The sequence below is a fragment of the Enterobacter cloacae complex sp. P15RS genome (assembly GCF_014895905.1).
Lineage (GTDB): Bacteria > Pseudomonadota > Gammaproteobacteria > Enterobacterales > Enterobacteriaceae > Enterobacter > Enterobacter quasihormaechei.
In genome coordinates this window covers 108709-126736 of sequence record NZ_JADBQL010000007.1, presented here as the reverse complement: position 1 = coordinate 126736, position 18028 = coordinate 108709, and the positions used below count along the sequence as shown (strand labels likewise).

The window sequence follows — 18028 nt, the reverse complement described above, 5'->3', positions numbered from 1 at the left end:
CGCTGAATCAAGCAGAGGAATGCATCATGTATTACGGATTTGATATTGGCGGCACCAAGATTGCGCTCGGCGTGTTTGATACCGATCTCACACTCCAGTGGGAAACGCGCGTGCCCACGCCGCGTGAAAGCTACGATGAATTTTTAACCGCTATCGCCGCGCTGGTAGCGCAGGCGGATGAGCGGTTTGGCGTCAAGGGCAGCGTTGGCATTGGAATTCCGGGTATGCCCGAAACCGACGACGGCACGCTGTATGCCGCCAACGTTCCCGCTGCCAGCGGCAAGCCGCTGCGCGCCGATCTCTCAGCCCTCCTTGAACGCGACGTGCGTTTAGACAACGATGCCAACTGCTTTGCCCTTTCCGAAGCCTGGGACGACGAGTTTCGTCGCTATCCGCTGGTGATGGGGCTGATCCTCGGGACGGGCGTCGGCGGCGGGATTGTCATTAACGGCAAGCCCATTACCGGACGCAGCTACATCACCGGCGAATTTGGCCACATTCGTCTGCCGGTGGACGCGCTGGACGTGGTCGGGCGCGATTTCCCGCTTACCCGCTGCGGCTGTGGTCAGCACGGCTGCATTGAAAACTATCTGTCGGGACGGGGGTTTGCATGGCTGTATGAACACTTCTATCATCAGAAACTTGAGGCCCCCCAAATCATTACCTTGTGGGAACAAGGGGATGCACAGGCGCGAGAGCACGTTGAACGCTATCTCGACCTGCTGGCGGTGTGTCTGGGTAACATCCTGACCATCGTCGACCCGGATCTGCTGGTGATCGGGGGAGGGCTGTCAAACTTCACTGCGATTACGGAACAGTTGTCCGGGCGTCTGCCCCGACATTTATTGCCGGTCGCCCGCGTGCCGCGCATTGAGCGTGCGCGACACGGGGACGCAGGAGGCATGCGCGGAGCCGCATTCCTTCATCTCACCGATTAGTTTACGAGGTTACTATGCTGTCGCGTCGCCAGGGTCGACTCAGCCGTTTTCGCAAAAATAAACGCCGCTTACGTGAACGCCTGCGTCAGCGGATCTTTTTCAGAGACAGGATGATGCCAGAAGCGATGGATAAACCCAGAGTGGTGGTGTTGACCGGGGCGGGGATCTCCGCCGAGTCCGGTATTCAGACCTTCCGCGCGGCGGACGGGCTGTGGGAAGAACACCGAGTTGAAGATGTGGCGACGCCGGAAGGTTTCGCCCGCGATCCGGCGCTGGTTCAGGCGTTCTACAACGCCCGCCGTCGCCAGCTTCAGCAGCCGGAGATTGCGCCAAACGCGGCGCACCTGGCGCTGGCAAAGCTGGAGGAGGCGCTGGGAGATCGTTTTCTGCTGGTGACGCAAAACATCGACAATCTTCACGAAAGAGCCGGTAACCGCAACGTCATTCACATGCACGGCGAACTGCTCAAGGTGCGGTGCGCATGGAGTGGTCAGGTGCTGGACTGGAAAGAGGACGTGCTGGACGAAGACCGCTGCCACTGCTGCCAGTTTCCTTCGCGTCTGCGTCCGCACGTGGTCTGGTTTGGCGAAATGCCGCTGGGAATGGATGAGATCTACAGTGCCCTGGCCATGGCGGACGTCTTTATCGCCATTGGTACCTCAGGCCATGTCTATCCGGCGGCGGGATTTGTGCACGAAGCGCGGCTGCAAGGTGCCCATACGGTGGAGCTCAATCTGGAGCCAAGCCAGGTCGGAAGCGAGTTTGAAGAGAAGCATTACGGTCTGGCAAGCGAGGTGGTGCCAGCCTTTGTGGATAAACTCCTGAAGGGGCTGTAAGGGTAACGGGCGACCTTGCGTCGCCCGTTATGCATTAACGACCGGCTTTCAGCTTCTGATAATACTCTTCATAAAGGCGGCTCGCGTCACCGACGTCGTTCTGCCATTCCCCTTTGCTGATGGTTTCAGCGTCCGGATAAAGCGATTTATCATTCGCCACTTCAGGGCTTAGCAGCTTCCGCGCGGCCAGGTTCGGCGTCGGATAGCCGATGGTTTCCGCCACCTGTTTTGCCACGTCCGGGCGCAGCAGGAAGTTAATCAGCTTCAGGGCACCATCCACGTTTTTCGCATTAGCCGGAATTGAGAGGCTGTCCATCCAGAAGATCCCGCCTTCTTTCGGCCAGACCACCTCCAGCGGTGTCCCGGCCTGACGCGCAACGAACGCCGAGCCGTTCCAGACCATCCCCAGGTTCACTTCACCTTCCATATACGGGTTAGCCGGGTTATCGGAGTTGAACGCCGCCACGTTTGGCATCAGCTTTTTCAGTTCGTTATACGCCGCTTCGATCTCTTTCGGATCGGTGGTGTTGCCGGAATAGCCAAGTTTACGCAGCGCAATCTGGAACACTTCGCGCGCATCGTCGGTTAGCAGCAGGCTGCTTTTGTATTCCGGCTTCCACAGGTCGGCCCACGAGGAAACCGTTTTTGGATCGACGGCGTCGCTGTTGACGCCAATTGCCGTCGCGCCCCAGATGTAGGGAATGGAGTAGTCGTTGTTGGGATCGAACGGTTTGTTCAGCATCTCAGGATCGAGGTTTGAAAAATGGGATAGCTTCGTTTTGTCGATCTTCTGGATCATGCCCTCTTTACGCATTTTGTCGACGAAATAGGTCGACGGCACCACCAGGTCATACGCGCCATCTTTGTAGGTTTTAAGCTTGGCATACATAGTCTCATTCGACTCATAGGTGGAATAGATCACCTTGATGCCCGTCTCTTTGGTGAACTGCTCCAGCAGGCCCGGCGGCACATACTCGGTCCAGTTGTAGAAATAGAGCGTTTTACTGTCATCAGCGTGCGCGGCACCCATACCAAGCACCAGCGCCGCAGCGGCAAGCATTTTTTTCATTTCTGTGTCCCCTGAGATTTTGTTTTATCACGAGCAATAACCTGGCTGGCAATGACCAGAACCAGCGATAACACCAACAGAATAGTCGCCAGCGCGTTCACTTCGGGTGAAACACCGACTTTAACCATTGAGTAGATCTTCAACGGCAGAATTTCATAGCTCGGCCCGGTGACGAAGGAGGATACGACCACATCGTCCATCGACAGGGTAAAGCTGAGCAACCACCCGGCTGCAACGGCAGGCATCGCCAGCGGCAGGATGATTTTGCGCAGAATAGTCATCTCGCTGGCACCCAGATCTTTCGCCGCTTCCAGCATGCGCACGTCGAACCCTTTCAGACGCGCGTAGACGGTCACCACCACAAACGGCAGGCAGAAGGTGATGTGCGAGAACAGCAGCGACCAGAAACCGAGCTGGACGCCCAGCAGCATAAACAGCACCAGCAGTGAAATGGCCATCACGATGTCCGGGGACATCATCACCACAAACAGCATGCCGCTGACGAACGGCTTACCGCGAAAACGGTAGCGGTACAGCGCCACGGCGGTCAGCGAACCAATCAGCGTCGCGAAGGTGGCAGAGAACACCGCCATCGTGAGCGAGTGCTGCGCGGCCTGGAGCAGGCTGTCATTGTTCATCAGCAGGCCATACCATTTGGTGGTAAACCCTTGCCAGTTGATCCCGAAGCGTGAACTGTTAAACGAGTTCACGATCAAAATGATTATCGGAATATAGAGATATGCATAAATGGCGGTCATAAAACCACCGCGAAGCAGTCGACCGATCATTCCAGCTCCACCTTCTTATTCAGCAAGCGCGAGGCACGCCAGTAGACCAGCAGCATCAGCCCCATCACCACCGTCAGCGTAATGCTGGTGGCCGAGCCGAACGGCCAGTCGCGGATGTTCAGGAACTGGCTCTTGATCACGTTGCCGATCAGCAGGTTTTTCGCCCCGCCCATCAGGTCCGACACGTAGAACAGGCCCATCGCCGGCAGCATGACCAGCAGACAGCCGGCGATAATGCCCGGCATGGTCAGCGGAATAATGATGCGGATAAAGGTTTGCAGCTTGCTGGCCCCCAGGTCTCTGGCGGCTTCCAGCAACGGTTTATCAAGCTTTTCAATGCTGGAGTAGAGCGGCATCACCATAAACGGCAGCAGGATATAGACCAGGCCGACGATCACCGCGCTCGGGGTGAACATAATGCGGATCGGCGTATCGATAATCCCCAGCCACAGCAGAAACTCGTTCAGATAACCTTTGGTGCTGAGGAAGATCTTCAGCCCGTAGATGCGGATTAACGAGTTGGTCCAGAAGGGCACAATCAGTAAAAACAGCAGCAGCGGACGCACTTTTTGCGGCAGGCGAGCCAGGAACCACGCGAACGGATACCCCAGCACCAGACAGGCAACGGTGGCAATCAGCGCCATGTTGAGCGAGTGCAGCAGCACGTCAAAGTAGAGCGGATCGAGCAGACGCGCGTAGTTGTCCAGCGTAAAGACCATCGCGACGAAGTTCGCGTCGTCGCGGGTCAGGAAGCTGGTTACGATGATCATCAGGTTGGGTAGAAAGACAAACAACACAAGCCAACCGACGATCGTGGCAATCACCACATTCTGGAACTTACTTGTGTTCTTCATCAGCCAGTACAACCTCCCAGCTTTCTACCCAGTTGATGACCATCTTCTGATCCAGCGAGTGGTCGAAGTCCGGATCGTCCTCGTTGAAGAACTCGCTGACCATCACCATTTTGCCGTTTTCCAGTTCGACCACGGATTCGAGGGTCATGCCTTTATAGTTGCGTTCGCGAACGTAACCGATCAGACCTTCGGCGTCAGCCGTGTCGTGGATCTCATCGACGCGGAGATCTTCCGGGCGCAGCAGGACGTTGAGCCTTTGCCCCTTTTCCACGGCAAAGTTCACCGTGATGTTGCATTCGCGGCCTTCCACGTTGGCGCGCACGCGCTGCTCGTCAAGACGCTCAATCACCGTGGCGTTGAAAATATTGATTTCACCAATGAAGCTGGCGACGAACAGGTTTTTCGGCTCTTCATAAATTTCACGCGGCGTGCCGTCCTGCTCGATCTTGCCGTCGCGCATCACCACGATACGGTCCGACATGGTCAGGGCTTCTTCCTGATCGTGAGTAACAAACACGAACGTGATGCCGAGCTTACGCTGAAGTGCTTTCAGCTCGTTCTGCATCTGCTTGCGCAGCTTGTAGTCCAGCGCAGAGAGGGATTCATCCAGCAGGAGCAGGCGCGGTTTGTTGACCACGGCGCGGGCAATGGCCACGCGCTGCTGCTGTCCGCCGGATAGCTGATGCGGCTTTCGCTGGGCAAACTCTTCCAGCTGCACCATGCGCAGGGCTTCGGTGACGCGGGGCGGGATCTCGCTGGCCGCTGTTTTTTGCATCCGCAGGCCAAACGCCACGTTCTCAAACACGGTCATGTGCGGGAACAGGGCATAGCTCTGAAAGACGGTATTGACGTGGCGATCTTCGACAGGAACCTGGGTAATGTCCTGGTTCTCAAGATGGATGTGGCCGTTATCGACGCTTTCCAGCCCGGCGATAAGGCGCAGGACGGTGGTTTTGCCGCAGCCGGAGGGGCCAAGCAGCGTGAGAAACTCACCGTCATTGATGGTCAGATTCAGGTCGGAAATGACGTCTTTGCCATCAAAACTTTTACGAATTCGTTCCAGTTGCACCAGCGGTGAAAGGGAACGGGGTTGTGTATTCAATTTTCGCGCTGTCCCATATAGACGCCTCAGGCAGCAGACTGAAGCGGGGTTTGTGTGTAACCACCTTGGTGACTCGTAATGAGGGCGGACATTCTACGGCAAACCCATTGAATCGCCAATCCTTCTCACTTATTCATAAGCTACATTTATTAACGCAGAACGATATAAACGTAAAAAGTTCTCGTTTGCGGGATAAAAGTGACCTGACGCAATATTTGCGTTTTGCTGCTTACTGATAATGTTGTCACAAAAAGTGAGGGTGACTGCATGGATAAACTACTTGAGCGTTTTTTACATTACGTTTCGCTGGATACCCAATCTAAGCCGGGTGTCCGACAGGTGCCAAGCACCGAAGGCCAGTGGAAGCTGCTCAACCTGCTGAAAGAGCAGCTTGAGGCCATGGGGCTGGTCAACGTCACGCTGAGCGAAAAAGGTACCGTGATGGGAACGCTGCCGGCCAACGTTGAGGGGGATATCCCGGCGATTGGCTTTATTTCTCATGTCGATACCTCACCTGATTTTAGCGGTAAACACGTTAATCCGCAGATTGTTGAAAACTACCGCGGCGGTGATATCGCGCTGGGGATTGGTGACGAAGTCCTGTCGCCGGTGATGTTCCCGGTGCTGCACCAGCTGCTGGGGCAGACGTTAATTACCACCGATGGCAAGACCCTGCTGGGCGCCGATGACAAAGCGGGTATCGCCGAAATCATGACGGCGCTGGCGGTGCTGAAGGGACAAAATATCCCGCACGGCGATATCCGCGTCGCCTTCACGCCGGATGAAGAGGTGGGTAAGGGCGCGAAACACTTTGACGTTGAGGCGTTTAACGCTCAGTGGGCGTACACGGTCGACGGCGGCGGCGTGGGCGAACTGGAGTATGAAAACTTTAACGCAGCATCGGTGACGATCAAAATTGTCGGGAATAACGTGCACCCGGGCTCTGCGAAAGGGGTGATGGTGAACGCGCTGTCGCTGGCCGCGCGTATTCATGCGGAAGTTCCCGCCGAAGAGAGCCCGGAGATGACGGAAGGGTATGAGGGTTTTTATCATCTGACCAGCATCAAAGGGACCGTGGACAGCGCGCAGATGCACTATATTGTCCGCGATTTTGACCGCAAAGCCTTTGAGGCGCGCAAGCGTAAGATGATGGAGATCGCAAAAAAGGTCGGCAAGGGGCTGCATCCGGATTGCTATATTGAGCTCATCATTGAAGACAGCTATTACAATATGCGCGAGAAGGTGGTGGAGCATCCGCACATTCTGGATATCGCCCGGCAGGCGATGCGCGATTGTGACATCGAGCCGGTGATGAAGCCGATCCGGGGTGGAACCGATGGTTCGCAGCTGTCGTTTATGGGCCTGCCGTGCCCGAACCTGTTTACCGGCGGGTATAACTACCATGGCAAGCATGAGTTCGTGACGCTGGAAGGGATGGAGAAAGCGGTGCAGGTGATTGTGCGCATAGCCGAGTTAACCGCGAAGCGGTAAAAAAAGCCCGGTGGCGCTTCGCTTACCGGGCCTACAGGAACGGCTTTTGTAGGCCGGGTAAGGCGTAGCCGCCACCCGGCAAATGAACAGGAAGTTCTCATGTCAAACTACCGCCGCCATTACATCCCCGGTGGGACCTGGTTTTTCACCGTCAATCTGCAAAACCGCCAGAGCGATTTACTTACTCGCCACATCGAAAGCCTGCGTTCCGCTACCGCCGCAGTTAAGCGTGCTAAGCCCTTCACCATTAACGCCTGGGTTGTCCTGCCTGAACATATGCACTGTATCTGGACCTTACCGGAAGGGGACAGTGACTTTTCGGCGCGCTGGCGCGACATCAAAAAAACGTTCAGCCGCAGCATTGAGATGCGCCACGTCTGGCAACCGCGTTTCTGGGAACACACCATTCGCAATGAACAGGATTACCGGCGGCATAGGGATTACGTCTACATCAACCCGCTGAAGCATGGCTATGTCAGCAAAGTCATTGACTGGCCCTATTCAACATTTCATCGGGATGTGCTTGAAGGGCTATATCCCGCAGAGTGGGCGGGTGAGGTGGAGGATTTTGCGGCGGGGGAGCGGAAGTAAATTGAGCCCGGTGGCGCTTCGCTTACCGGGCCTACGGGAGCGTGCTGTTGTAGGCCGGGTAAGGCGTAGCCGCCACCCGGCAAACATCTCACATCAGTCCTCAAAGAACCAGTACCCGCTGTTCACCAGCGCGGCCAGCATGGCGAGGAACGACGGATCGTCCAGCGCATCGCCAAAGGTATCCGCAGACAGCACCATATGGCTGGCAATCGCTTCCAGCGCCGGACGGTGCGGGGAGTCCAGACGCTCGCCGTTGACGAATACCTCTTCGCCAATGCGCAGCACGCGTAATCCGCCCAGACGAACCAGCTTATCGCCCTGCTGAAGCGCATCATAAATTTCATCCGCCTGATACGGTGGCTCTGGCGGTGCGACGTCCAGTTCATGACGCGACTGGCTGATAAACTCGCCAAACCACTGTCTGAAGTGCTCCGGTTCGCCGATCAGATCCAGCATCATACCGCGCAGCTTATCCAGCTCCTCTGGCAGAATATCTGCCGGATGCTCACGCGCCGGAACGTCCGGATCGCTGTAACGGTAGCTGCCCAGCTCGCGCTGTAAAACATAATCAGCAAACCCGCTGATCATCTCGCGGCCGCTTGGCGCGCGGAAACCGACCGAATAGTTCAGCGAGTTTTCCAGCGAATAGCCTTCATGCGGGAAGCCTGGCGGGATGTACAAAATGTCGCCCGGCTCCAGCTCTTCATCAATGATCCCTTCAAACGGATCGACCTGAAGCAGGTCCGGGTGCGGGCAGTGCTGCTTCATTGGCACCTTTTCGCCCACGCGCCAGCGACGGCGACCGGTACCCTGAATGATAAACACGTCGTACTGATCCAGATGCGGACCGACGCCGCCACCGGGAACGGAGAAGGAGATCATCAGATCGTCCATTCGCCAGTCCGGCAGGGCGCGGAAGGGGCGCATTAAGGCTGCGGTGGGTTCGTGCCAGTTGTTGACCGCCTGCACCAGTAAAGACCAGTTGCTTTCGCCCAGGTGATCGTAGCTTTCAAATGGACCGTGGCTGACCTGCCATTTTCCGTCCTGATGGCTCACCAGACGGCTGTCCACCTCGTTTTCCATCGCCAGACCCGCGAGTTCGTCAGGGGAAATAGGGTCGATAAAATTGCTGAACCCGCGTTTCAGAACGACCGGGCGTTTTTGCCAGTAACGTTCGATGAAATCGGGCCAGTTAAGCGTTAATTGATAATCCATATTTTTGTTTTCCGCAGGCTCTTACTGAGACGGATTATAACGGAAGCAAAGAACCCTGGGGGCGAGATCCGCGTATTTTTCACATTCCGGGTTAACTATCATTCGATACGGGCTGTTGACGGCCAAAAATGACCTCCATATGGGCACCGCCCAGCAAACTTTCACCGGTTTCGATCTTGCCGTCGTACTGATCGACGATTTCCCGGGCGACGGCCAGCCCCACGCCCTGGCCCGGACGCAGCGTATCGGCGCGCTGGCCGCGGTCAAATACCACTTCGCGTTTATTACGGGGAATGCCGGGACCATCGTCCTCAACGATAATATGCAGTTCGTTATCCGTTACCCGCGCGGACACCTCGACAAACTCCAGACAATACTTACAGGCGTTATCGAGCAGGTTCCCCATCACTTCCATGAAGTCATTCTTCTCGCCGACAAAGCTAATTTCCGGTGAGATATCCAGGCTGATATTGACTCCTTTACGCTGGTATACCTTGTTCAGCGCAGAAGTGAGGTTATCCAGCAGCGGGGCTACCGGGTGCAGCTCGCGGCTCAACAGGGCGCTTCCGGAACGCATGCTGGCGCGGTGCAGGTAATAACCAATCTGCTGTGAAATTCGGCTGATTTGCTCCAGCATCACAGGCTCGGCGTCATCCACGCTCATTTTCGAACTGCGCATGGAACGTAGGGTACTTTGCATCACCGCCAGCGGGGTTTTCAGGCTGTGCGTAAGATCGGTGAGCGTCGTGCGATACTTGTCGTAACGTTCACGTTCGCTTTTCAGCAGGCGGTTGAGGTTGCGCACCAGGCTGGTCAGCTCGCGCGTGGTCTCCGGGTTCAGCTTCTCGCGGTGATGCTCCTCCAGCTCGCGCACCTCTTTGGCCAGGGACTCAATCGGACGAAGGCTCCACCACGCAGCGACCCACAGGAGTGGGATCACCAGCAGCAGGTTGGCAGCCAGAACGTACACGAACCAGTTCCAGACCATATACGAGCGTTTTAGCTCAACCGGTATGGTATCGATCACCACAATGGTCAGCTGCGGCATGTTCAGGGTAGCGGGATACAGGTTGATGGCCACCGAGTGGGTCATCTCCGTGTCGTCATCTTCGGCGCGGATCTCATTGAGCTTGTTCTGTAACGCCCGATCGTCACGCAGCAGGATGCTGGTCGAGTTGAGGTCGGCTTCTATTTCGTGAAATCCGTTGGTTTTCAGCCATTCCGGACGGATGCGTTTTTTCAGCCAGGGAACATCGCGCTGCGCCCACAGCAGTTTTCCTTTTTCATCGTAGATCAGCGCCAGCGTCGGGCTCTGCTGGTTCAGGTTTTCCGGCATCTCGACGGTGATTTGGTTGTTCTCCCATTTCGCCAGGGTATAAAACAGGTTACTTTCGCCGCGAAGCAGGCGGAAGGTGGTTTTATCGAAGCTTACGCTGTACCCGACCAACGCCACCATTCCGTAGGAGAGCGACAGCACCAGCACGACGGCGGCGGTTGCCAGCAGAAAGCGAACCCGCAGCGAAAGGGGTAATATGTGGCGCAAAATCCCTTTCATTTAGCGTAATTCGAACAGGTAGCCCTGACCGCGCACGGTGGTGATCACGTCGTGCGGGTACTGCGCCTGAATTTTTTTGCGCAGGCGGCCCATCAGTACGTCAATGGTATGGCTTTCGCGCAGCTCGGCATCCGGATAAAGCTGAAGCATCAGGGAGTCCTTGCTCACCACTTTACCGTTGTTACGGATCAGCGTTTCCATAATGGTGTATTCGAATGCGGTCAGCTTGATCACTTCATCATTAATGGAAAATTCGCGGCGGGAGAGATCCACCTGGAACGGCGGCAGAGAGATCACCTGCGACGCCAGCCCGCTGTTACGGCGCAGCAGCGCCTGCATGCGCGCGGCAACCTCTTCAATATGGAAGGGTTTGGTAACGTAGTCGTCCGCGCCTGCGCTCAATACTTCAACCTTGTCCTGCCAGCCTTCGCGAGCGGTCAGCACCAGCACCGGCAGCGAAACGTCATGGCTACGCCAGCGGCGGATAAGGGACAATCCGTCTTCATCCGGCAGCCCTAAATCGACGATGGCGATGTCCGGCAGGTGTTCATTGAGATAATAATCGGCCTCTTTTGCGTCTTCGGCATCGTCCACCTGATGGCCCATCTCCTGAAGCTGAACTTTCAGGTGATGACGTAGCAATGCGTTATCCTCAACAACCAGTACGCGCATCATCACTTCTCCCTTTATAAATGGTATGAATAGTTTAACGCTGATTATCCAGGTTGACACCAGCGTGATGAAATTAAATGGTTTTTTCATGCCCTAAAAAAGCGCGAGTAATATAAACCGACTTGTTTTCGCAAGCTTCCGCATTCCGGATAAAACAGCCATCTGTTTATTAACTGTTGAGGGCGCGCGGTATTTTTGCCATAACGGGCATTGAGGGGGGTAAAAATCTCGCGAGGTACTTAAGCTGCGGGCAAGTTTTGTAAATATTGCCCTTTTTTTTGTAAGGATGTTTTCGCTCTATCCATCTTTGTCTACGCTTATTTTATGGTGCGAAATTAGATCCGCATAATATGTACCAGTAAATCAGCATTTTTACACAACTAAACAGCAATTTATCGAGTAAAGAGGCATTTATGGAATGGAAGGTTGTTGAGACTATTGCGAGCCCCGAAAGCGGTACCCTCTTTTGCAAGGTTGAAACACATTACGGCCTTAATTACATCCTGTGGCTTAAAGGGGATTATTACGTTCGTGCAGGTGAAATCATCACCACCTCAAGCCAGGGGATCCTGATTAATGACCGACGCCGAAAAGTATGGATAGCGCAGGCAATGCCATTTACATCAATAGTTTGGATGGGTTTCAAAAAGAAAAACGCGTGTCCAGGGAACCGGCAGGAGATGGATCGCCCGTGCACCGTTGAGACGCCGTGCCAGTTCAGGCTGTGCCCGTTTGGCCTGAAACGCTATATTCCGGAAAGTTATTCCACGACGAAAAATAACAATCAGCCTGACAGCAGGCTTTAATCCCGGCAGAGCCTGTAACGGGGCGTGAAAACGTCGGCACGATGTTGAAAAGCAGCCCCCTTTCCGGATGGAAAGGGGGAGGGCGATTACTTCAGCTCGTCAACCATGGTAATGGCACGGCCAATGTAGTTTGCCGGGGTCATCTCTTTCAGGCGCGCTTTTTCTTCTTCTGGCAGCGCCAGACCGTCGATAAACTGTTTCATGCCTTCGGCATCGACGCGTTTACCGCGGGTCAGCTCCTTGAGTTTCTCATACGGTTTTTCAATGCCGTAACGACGCATCACGGTCTGAATCGGCTCCGCCAGCACTTCCCAGTTGTGATCCAGTTCGTCCAGCAGTCGGTCGCGGTTCACTTCCAGTTTGCTCACGCCTTTCAGGGTAGACTGATACGCGATCAGCGCATAACCAATGCCCACGCCCAGGTTACGCAGCACCGTGGAGTCGGTCAGGTCGCGCTGCCAGCGGGATACCGGCAGCTTGCTCGCCATATGCTGCAACACGGCATTCGCCAGACCCAGGTTACCTTCGGAGTTTTCAAAGTCGATTGGGTTCACCTTGTGCGGCATGGTGGACGAACCGATTTCCCCGGCGATGGTCTTCTGCTTAAAGTGATTCAGGGCGATATAACCCCAGACGTCGCGATCGAAGTCGATCAGGATGGTGTTAAAGCGCGCGATGCAGTCAAACAGCTCGGCAATGTAGTCATGCGGCTCAATCTGGGTGGTGTACGGGTTCCACTGAATGCCCAGAGAAGTCACGAACGCTTCGCTGAACTGGTGCCAGTCCACTTCCGGGTACGCGGCGATGTGGGCGTTGTAGTTACCTACCGCGCCGTTGATTTTGCCGAGGATCTCAACCTGCTCCAGCTGACGATACTGGCGTTCCATGCGGTACGCCACGTTCGCCATCTCTTTACCCATGGTGGACGGGGTTGCCGGCTGGCCGTGCGTACGGGACAGCAGCGGAATGTCGCGGTACTCCACGGACAGGGCTTTCACCGCATCAATGATTTTACGCCAGTAAGGCAGAACCACCTCTTTGCGCGCGGTGGAGAGCATCAGCGCATGAGACAGGTTGTTGATATCTTCAGACGTGCAGGCGAAGTGAATAAATTCAGATACCGCGTGCAGGGCAGGGACGCTTTCCACTTTCTCTTTCAGGAAGTACTCAACCGCTTTCACATCGTGGTTGGTGGTGCGTTCAATGGTTTTAATGCGCGCGGCATCTTCTTCGCTGAACTCAGCAACGATTTTATCAAGGTAATCGTTTGCCTTTGCGTCAAAAGCAGGAACTTCCTTGATTGCTGTCTGGGCGGCCAGCTTTTGCAGCCAGCGTACTTCAACCTGAACACGGAACTTCAGCAGGCCATATTCGCTGAAGATCCCGCGCAGCGCGCTGACTTTATCGCCGTAGCGTCCATCGACAGGGGATACGGCGGTCAGTGAGGATAATTCCATAATTCGCAACTCCGGGAGGTTAACAATGAGCAAGAATTTGTTTTGCCTGAGTCGTCAGGCGATGACGAGAAAACATTAACTGTAGGCGGCCACCGCCGACCTGTTGCCACAGCACCGCGGCACGAATGCCTGCCAGCAGAGAGGCGCGAACCTTCGCCTGCACCTGTGGGCTTTGCAATACGGCAGGAGAACCCGTGACCTGGATACGCGGGCCGAGCGGGCTAATCACGTCGACGTAGATACCCGCCATCGCGCTCAGCAGGGTCTCAGACTGGAGGTCAAAATGGTCGAGCTGGCGCTGTAGCCCGGCGATGCGGTCGCCCAGGGTATTCATTGCCCCTTTTGCCGCGTTCAGCTTACGTTCCAGTACCATCAGGCTTAAGGTATAGCGGGTCAGTTCCGCGTTCAATCCCTGACGGTTGCTGGCGTTGAGCACGCCGAGCAGGGTTTCAAGACCGAGACGAAGGTTGGTTTCACTGCCGCCAAAGACGCCCAGCGTGGAGCCCGGGTTGAGATCGATAACGCTGTTAAGTGAAACGTGCAGGGCATCGGCGTCGCAATGACCCTGATGCGCCAGCTGTTGCACCAGACGGGCTGACTGGCAAATTCCCGCCAGCGCCAGGGTGATGTCGTAGTAGTTCTTCGCCACACGGTCTCCTTTATGTGTGTAAACGGTTTAAACAGCAGGCAGCGGCAGGCGCTGTTCAATGATCCCACCGCCGAGGCAAATGTCGCCGCTGTAGAAAACAGCAGACTGGCCAGGGGTAACGGCGGAAACCGGCTCGTCGAAACGCACGTCAATGCGGTCGTCATCCAGTGCGGTTACGGTGCAAGGGATGTCCGTCTGGCGGTAGCGCGTTTTCACGGTGCAGCGCAGTGTGCCTTTCAGCGGCTCGCGATCGACCCAGTGCAGCTGCTGCGCGATAAGTCCAACGGACATCAGGCGCGGGTGGTCGTGACCCTGAGCCACCACCAGAATATTGTTCTCGACGTCTTTGTCGACCACGTACCACGGATCTTCGCTGCCGTCTTTGGTGCCGCCAATACCCAGACCTTTGCGCTGGCCGAGGGTGTGGTACATCAGTCCCTGATGCTGGCCGATTTCGTCGCCATCAACGGTGACAATTTTGCCCGGTTGTGCAGGCAGATAGCGGCCCAGGAATTCGCGGAATTTACGCTCGCCGATAAAGCAGATACCGGTGGAGTCTTTTTTCTTCGCGGTGATCAGATCCAGCTCTTCAGCAATTTTACGCACTTCCGGCTTTTCCAGCTCGCCGACCGGGAACAGGCTCTGGGCAATCTGTTCGTGGCTCAGCGTATAAAGGAAGTAGCTCTGATCTTTGTTGCCGTCCAGACCGCGCAGCAGCTGGCTTTTGCCATTCACGTCCGCGCGACGCACGTAGTGGCCGGTCGCGATGTAATCCGCGCCCAGGTCTTCAGCGGCGAATTCCAGGAAGGCTTTGAATTTGATCTCTTTGTTGCACAGGATATCCGGGTTCGGCGTGCGGCCCGCTTTGTATTCTTCAAGGAAAAGCTCAAAGACGTTGTCCCAGTATTCTGCGGCAAAGTTAACGGTGTGCAGTTCGATGCCGAGCTTATCGCACACGGCCTGCGCATCGGCGAGATCCGCAGCGGCAGTGCAGTATTCCTCGCCATCGTCTTCCTCCCAGTTCTTCATGAACAGGCCCTCCACCTTATAGCCCTGTTGCTGCAACAGGTAGGCGGAAACGGAGGAATCGACACCGCCGGACATGCCGACGATCACTTTTTTCTGGCTGTTATCTGACATGGAATACTCACGACATTGAACTTCAAGGCGGCGTATTCTATCACGCCCCCCCACCATTGACACCCTCTGTAAACGGCCAGTTAAACTCTCCGATGACATCCAGCGGCAGGCGGCCCGCAGACTGCCAGCAGCGGATGCTTTCGGCAACCAGCGGCGAGCGCAGGTTTGGCGCGGTCAGGATCTCCTCGGCAGTCACCCACAGACAGCGATCGATATCGTCGTCGTGCGGTTCAGTGGCGCACGTTTCGTTAAGCTCAACGGCGAATAAAAAGCGCAGGAAAGGCGTGCGGTCAGGCGCTATCCACTGATGCATGCGGATAAAGTGCTGCGGTTCAGCACGGATCCCCGTCTCCTCCCACAGCTCGCGCTTTGCCGCCTGGAGTAAGGTTTCATTGGCTTCAAGGTGCCCGGCTGGCTGATTCCACAGCGCTTTGCCGTTGATGGTCTCTTCCACCACCAGGAATTTGCCCTGCGCGTGGACCACGCAGGCGACCGTAACATGAGGTTTAAACATCAGTTCTCCTTGGGGGTAACGTCACGCCATTCCCCGTTTGCCAGTGCGTCCAGCGTGTAGCTGCCCATCGCGTAGCGAATGAGTCGCAGGGTAGGGAATCCCACGTGCGCAGTCATGCGCCTGACCTGTCGGTTGCGGCCTTCATAAAGGGTGATTTTAAGCCAGCTGGTGGGAATGGATTTGCGCTCACGAATCGGCGGATTGCGCGGCCACAGCCACTCGGGCTCATTCACGCGCTCAATACCCGCAGGCAGGGTGGGACCGTCGTTTAAGGTCACGCCGTTGCGCAGCTTTGCCAGCGAGGCGTCGTCCGGCTCGCCTTCAACCTGCACGTAGTAAATTTTTCCGGTACGTTTTCCCGGCTGAGTGAGCCTGGCCTGTAGTACGCCGTCGTTGGTGAGCACCAGCAGCCCTTCGCTGTCGCGATCCAGTCGCCCGGCCGCGTAGACACCCTGTACGGGTATAAAATCCTTCAGCGTGCTGCGCCCGGCTTCATCGGTAAACTGCGGCAAAACATCGTAGGGTTTATTGAACAGTATGACCCGCGTCGGCTGGGTTTCTGGCGTTCTTCTGGTCGCTTGTTGTGAGCTGAATCGCTCAACCCGGTGTTTTCTAAAAGAAGTTTTCTTCATGGTATTTTCAGGCTTTATCAATTGCCGCATTATAGCCTAATAACGAAGACCTTTCATGGCGTCGGACAATCAGGTACTATCGGAAGGCTCATTACAATTTATTAACATAAGATCAGTAACAACCAGAAGCGCTCGAAGGAGAGGTTAATGGAAAGCAAAGTAGTTGTTCCGGCGGAAGGTAAAAAGATCACCCTGCAAAACGGCAAGATTAACGTTCCTCACAACCCGATTATCCCGTTCATCGAAGGTGATGGTATCGGCGTAGACGTTACCCCGGCAATGCTGAAAGTGGTTGATGCCGCTGTTGAGAAAGCCTACAAAGGCGAGCGTAAAATTTCCTGGATGGAAATTTACACCGGTGAAAAATCCACTCAAGTTTATGGCCAGGACGTCTGGCTGCCAGCCGAAACGCTGGACCTGATCCGCGACTATCGCGTTGCTATCAAAGGCCCTCTGACCACGCCAGTTGGCGGCGGCATTCGCTCCCTGAACGTGGCGCTGCGTCAGGAACTGGATCTGTATGTGTGTCTGCGTCCGGTACGTTACTACCAGGGCACCCCAAGCCCGGTTAAGCACCCGGAACTGACCGACATGGTTATCTTCCGTGAAAACTCAGAAGACATTTACGCCGGTATCGAATGGAAAGCGGATTCTGCTGATGCAGAAAAAGTGATCAAATTCCTGCGCGAAGAGATGGGCGTGAAGAAAATTCGCTTCCCAGAGCATTGCGGTATCGGCATTAAGCCGTGCTCCGAAGAAGGGACCAAGCGTCTGGTGCGTGCAGCTATCGAATACGCTATCACCAACGACCGTGACTCTGTGACCCTGGTGCACAAAGGCAACATCATGAAGTTCACCGAAGGCGCGTTCAAAGACTGGGGCTACCAGCTGGCGACCGAAGAGTTCGGCGGTGAGCTGATCGACGGCGGCCCATGGCAGAAGATTAAGAACCCGAACACCGGTAAAGAAATCGTCATTAAAGATGTGATCGCCGATGCGTTCCTGCAACAGATCCTGCTGCGTCCTGCTGAGTATGACGTGATCGCCTGTATGAACCTGAACGGTGACTACATCTCTGATGCGCTGGCAGCTCAGGTTGGCGGTATCGGTATCGCGCCGGGCGCGAACATCGGTGACGAGTGCGCCCTGTTCGAAGCCACTCACGGTACTGCGCCGAAATACGCGGGCCAGGACAAAGTCAACCCAGGCTCTATCATTCTGTCCGCAGAGATGATGCTGCGTCATATGGAATGGTTCGAAGCCGCAGACCTGATCGTTAAGGGTATGGAAGGCGCGATTAACGCAAAAACCGTCACCTATGACTTTGAACGTCTGATGGAAGGCGCTAAACTGCTGAAATGCTCAGAGTTTGGCGACGCGATTATCGCGAACATGTAATCCACTCGCTGGGTTAAATGACAACGGGAGCCTGAGGGTTCCCGTTTTTTATGCACAAAAGACGGAAAAACGCTATGAACCATGATATCCCGCTCAAGTATTATGACATCGTCGATGAGTATGCGACTGAAACGGCGAAACCGGTCGAAGAGGCAGAGCGTACGCCGCTGGCACGCTATTTCCAGCTGCTGCTCACTCGCTTATACAACAATGAGGAAATCAGTGAAGAGGCGCAGCGGGAGATGGCTGTCCAGGCGGATATTGATGAAGCGCGCATTGACGATATCGCAAACTTTCTGAATCAATGGGGCAATGAATAAC

Annotated in this window: 19 protein-coding genes; 7 read left to right on the top strand and 12 right to left on the bottom strand. The window is 55.4% G+C overall.

The genetic code is table 11. From position 1 onward, the window contains the following. The first annotated feature begins 26 nt into the window (after positions 1 to 26). Together nagK and cobB are read left to right on the top strand one after the other, a co-directional pair. A complete protein-coding gene (gene nagK, locus IM267_RS04850) occupies positions 27 to 938 on the top strand; it encodes an N-acetylglucosamine kinase (RefSeq protein ID WP_193032920.1) in 912 nt (303 codons plus the stop codon). A 14-nt stretch (positions 939 to 952) separates the two neighbouring features. Further along, a complete protein-coding gene (cobB, locus tag IM267_RS04845; protein WP_063449043.1) occupies positions 953 to 1774 on the top strand; it encodes a Sir2 family NAD+-dependent deacetylase in 822 nt (273 codons plus the stop codon). Between the two features lie 34 nt (positions 1775 to 1808). On the opposite strand, the gene potD is transcribed toward cobB, so the two are convergent. From potD to potA, 4 genes are read right to left on the bottom strand one after another with little or no spacing between them, the layout of a single operon-like run. Then, complete coding sequence (gene potD / locus IM267_RS04840; RefSeq protein ID WP_193032919.1) at positions 1809 to 2843, bottom strand: spermidine/putrescine ABC transporter substrate-binding protein PotD; 1035 nt, start codon at positions 2841 to 2843, stop codon at positions 1809 to 1811. Then, positions 2840 to 3631, bottom strand: a complete 792-nt coding sequence (gene potC, locus IM267_RS04835) for a spermidine/putrescine ABC transporter permease PotC (protein WP_015570805.1) — start codon at positions 3629 to 3631, stop codon at positions 2840 to 2842. Before potC ends, potD begins: the two co-directional genes overlap by 4 nt. Next, the gene (gene potB / locus IM267_RS04830; protein ID WP_063449041.1) at positions 3628 to 4485 is read right to left on the bottom strand and encodes a spermidine/putrescine ABC transporter permease PotB; all 858 of its coding nucleotides are present in this window, start codon (positions 4483 to 4485) and stop codon (positions 3628 to 3630) included. The genes potC and potB overlap by 4 nt, the downstream gene beginning before the upstream one ends. Next, on the bottom strand, positions 4469 to 5617 hold the full coding sequence (gene potA, locus IM267_RS04825; protein WP_193032974.1) for a spermidine/putrescine ABC transporter ATP-binding protein PotA: 1149 nt from the start codon (positions 5615 to 5617) through the stop codon (positions 4469 to 4471). Before potA ends, potB begins: the two co-directional genes overlap by 17 nt. Positions 5618 to 5854: 237 nt before the next feature. Between potA and pepT the strand changes: the two genes are divergently transcribed. Together pepT and IM267_RS04815 are read left to right on the top strand one after the other, a co-directional pair. Then, positions 5855 to 7078, top strand: a complete 1224-nt coding sequence (gene pepT, locus IM267_RS04820) for a peptidase T (RefSeq protein WP_063866386.1) — start codon at positions 5855 to 5857, stop codon at positions 7076 to 7078. 99 nt (positions 7079 to 7177) lie between these two features. Beyond that, complete coding sequence (locus tag IM267_RS04815) at positions 7178 to 7669, top strand: transposase (RefSeq protein WP_193032918.1); 492 nt, start codon at positions 7178 to 7180, stop codon at positions 7667 to 7669. A 93-nt stretch (positions 7670 to 7762) separates the two neighbouring features. Here the strand turns inward: IM267_RS04815 and IM267_RS04810 are convergent, their stop codons facing one another. The 3 genes from IM267_RS04810 to phoP form a co-directional block, all read right to left on the bottom strand. Next, positions 7763 to 8884, bottom strand: coding sequence for a cupin domain-containing protein (locus tag IM267_RS04810; RefSeq protein WP_107535140.1), 1122 nt, complete (start codon positions 8882 to 8884; stop codon positions 7763 to 7765). A 91-nt stretch (positions 8885 to 8975) separates the two neighbouring features. Beyond that, positions 8976 to 10439, bottom strand: coding sequence for a two-component system sensor histidine kinase PhoQ (gene phoQ, locus IM267_RS04805; RefSeq protein ID WP_063866389.1), 1464 nt, complete (start codon positions 10437 to 10439; stop codon positions 8976 to 8978). Further along, on the bottom strand, positions 10440 to 11111 hold the full coding sequence (phoP, locus tag IM267_RS04800) for a two-component system response regulator PhoP (RefSeq protein ID WP_026094318.1): 672 nt from the start codon (positions 11109 to 11111) through the stop codon (positions 10440 to 10442). A 413-nt stretch (positions 11112 to 11524) separates the two neighbouring features. Here phoP and IM267_RS04795 point away from each other — a divergent pair, with 413 nt between their 5' ends. Beyond that, entirely contained in the window at positions 11525 to 11917 is a 393-nt protein-coding gene (locus IM267_RS04795; protein ID WP_193032917.1) for a hypothetical protein, read from the top strand. Between the two features lie 86 nt (positions 11918 to 12003). On the opposite strand, the gene purB is transcribed toward IM267_RS04795, so the two are convergent. The 5 genes from purB to rluE are packed head-to-tail and all read right to left on the bottom strand — an operon-like array spanning position 12004 to position 16339. After that, positions 12004 to 13374: an adenylosuccinate lyase gene (gene purB, locus IM267_RS04790; RefSeq protein ID WP_107535141.1), complete on the bottom strand. Its 1371-nt coding sequence runs from the start codon at positions 13372 to 13374 to the stop codon at positions 12004 to 12006. A gap of 19 nt (positions 13375 to 13393) precedes the next feature. Beyond that, the gene (hflD, locus tag IM267_RS04785) at positions 13394 to 14023 is read right to left on the bottom strand and encodes a high frequency lysogenization protein HflD (protein WP_006809213.1); all 630 of its coding nucleotides are present in this window, start codon (positions 14021 to 14023) and stop codon (positions 13394 to 13396) included. A gap of 27 nt (positions 14024 to 14050) precedes the next feature. Continuing rightward, positions 14051 to 15163 (bottom strand): tRNA 2-thiouridine(34) synthase MnmA, encoded by a 1113-nt coding sequence (gene mnmA, locus IM267_RS04780; RefSeq protein ID WP_063449034.1) that lies wholly within the window; start codon positions 15161 to 15163, stop codon positions 14051 to 14053. 40 nt (positions 15164 to 15203) lie between these two features. Further along, positions 15204 to 15677: an NUDIX hydrolase gene (locus IM267_RS04775; protein WP_063449033.1), complete on the bottom strand. Its 474-nt coding sequence runs from the start codon at positions 15675 to 15677 to the stop codon at positions 15204 to 15206. Beyond that, complete coding sequence (rluE, locus tag IM267_RS04770; RefSeq protein ID WP_063449032.1) at positions 15677 to 16339, bottom strand: 23S rRNA pseudouridine(2457) synthase RluE; 663 nt, start codon at positions 16337 to 16339, stop codon at positions 15677 to 15679. The genes IM267_RS04775 and rluE overlap by 1 nt, the downstream gene beginning before the upstream one ends. 117 nt (positions 16340 to 16456) lie before the next feature. Between rluE and icd the strand changes: the two genes are divergently transcribed. Both icd and IM267_RS04760 read left to right on the top strand, forming a co-directional pair. Further along, positions 16457 to 17707: an NADP-dependent isocitrate dehydrogenase gene (icd, locus tag IM267_RS04765; protein ID WP_045327001.1), complete on the top strand. Its 1251-nt coding sequence runs from the start codon at positions 16457 to 16459 to the stop codon at positions 17705 to 17707. A gap of 74 nt (positions 17708 to 17781) precedes the next feature. Then, the gene (locus tag IM267_RS04760) at positions 17782 to 18027 is read left to right on the top strand and encodes a YmjA family protein (RefSeq protein ID WP_193032916.1); all 246 of its coding nucleotides are present in this window, start codon (positions 17782 to 17784) and stop codon (positions 18025 to 18027) included. Position 18028: the final 1 nt, after the last annotated feature.

What these genes read in the sequence shown, in the direction of transcription:
- icd (WP_045327001.1), top strand. Translation starts at nt 16,457, where the DNA reads ATGGAAAGCAAAGTAGTTGTTCCGGCGGAAGGTAAAAAGATCACCCTG.
- IM267_RS04795 (WP_193032917.1), top strand. Translation starts at nt 11,525, where the DNA reads ATGGAATGGAAGGTTGTTGAGACTATTGCGAGCCCCGAAAGCGGTACC.
- potD (WP_193032919.1), bottom strand. Translation starts at nt 2,843, where the DNA reads ATGAAAAAAATGCTTGCCGCTGCGGCGCTGGTGCTTGGTATGGGTGCC.
- IM267_RS04815 (WP_193032918.1), top strand. Translation starts at nt 7,178, where the DNA reads ATGTCAAACTACCGCCGCCATTACATCCCCGGTGGGACCTGGTTTTTC.
- phoQ (WP_063866389.1), bottom strand. Translation starts at nt 10,439, where the DNA reads ATGAAAGGGATTTTGCGCCACATATTACCCCTTTCGCTGCGGGTTCGC.
- IM267_RS04775 (WP_063449033.1), bottom strand. Translation starts at nt 15,677, where the DNA reads ATGTTTAAACCTCATGTTACGGTCGCCTGCGTGGTCCACGCGCAGGGC.
- pepT (WP_063866386.1), top strand. Translation starts at nt 5,855, where the DNA reads ATGGATAAACTACTTGAGCGTTTTTTACATTACGTTTCGCTGGATACC.
- cobB (WP_063449043.1), top strand. Translation starts at nt 953, where the DNA reads ATGCTGTCGCGTCGCCAGGGTCGACTCAGCCGTTTTCGCAAAAATAAA.
- rluE (WP_063449032.1), bottom strand. Translation starts at nt 16,339, where the DNA reads ATGCGGCAATTGATAAAGCCTGAAAATACCATGAAGAAAACTTCTTTT.
- mnmA (WP_063449034.1), bottom strand. Translation starts at nt 15,163, where the DNA reads ATGTCAGATAACAGCCAGAAAAAAGTGATCGTCGGCATGTCCGGCGGT.
- potB (WP_063449041.1), bottom strand. Translation starts at nt 4,485, where the DNA reads ATGAAGAACACAAGTAAGTTCCAGAATGTGGTGATTGCCACGATCGTC.
- phoP (WP_026094318.1), bottom strand. Translation starts at nt 11,111, where the DNA reads ATGCGCGTACTGGTTGTTGAGGATAACGCATTGCTACGTCATCACCTG.
- purB (WP_107535141.1), bottom strand. Translation starts at nt 13,374, where the DNA reads ATGGAATTATCCTCACTGACCGCCGTATCCCCTGTCGATGGACGCTAC.
- nagK (WP_193032920.1), top strand. Translation starts at nt 27, where the DNA reads ATGTATTACGGATTTGATATTGGCGGCACCAAGATTGCGCTCGGCGTG.
- IM267_RS04760 (WP_193032916.1), top strand. Translation starts at nt 17,782, where the DNA reads ATGAACCATGATATCCCGCTCAAGTATTATGACATCGTCGATGAGTAT.
- IM267_RS04810 (WP_107535140.1), bottom strand. Translation starts at nt 8,884, where the DNA reads ATGGATTATCAATTAACGCTTAACTGGCCCGATTTCATCGAACGTTAC.
- potC (WP_015570805.1), bottom strand. Translation starts at nt 3,631, where the DNA reads ATGATCGGTCGACTGCTTCGCGGTGGTTTTATGACCGCCATTTATGCA.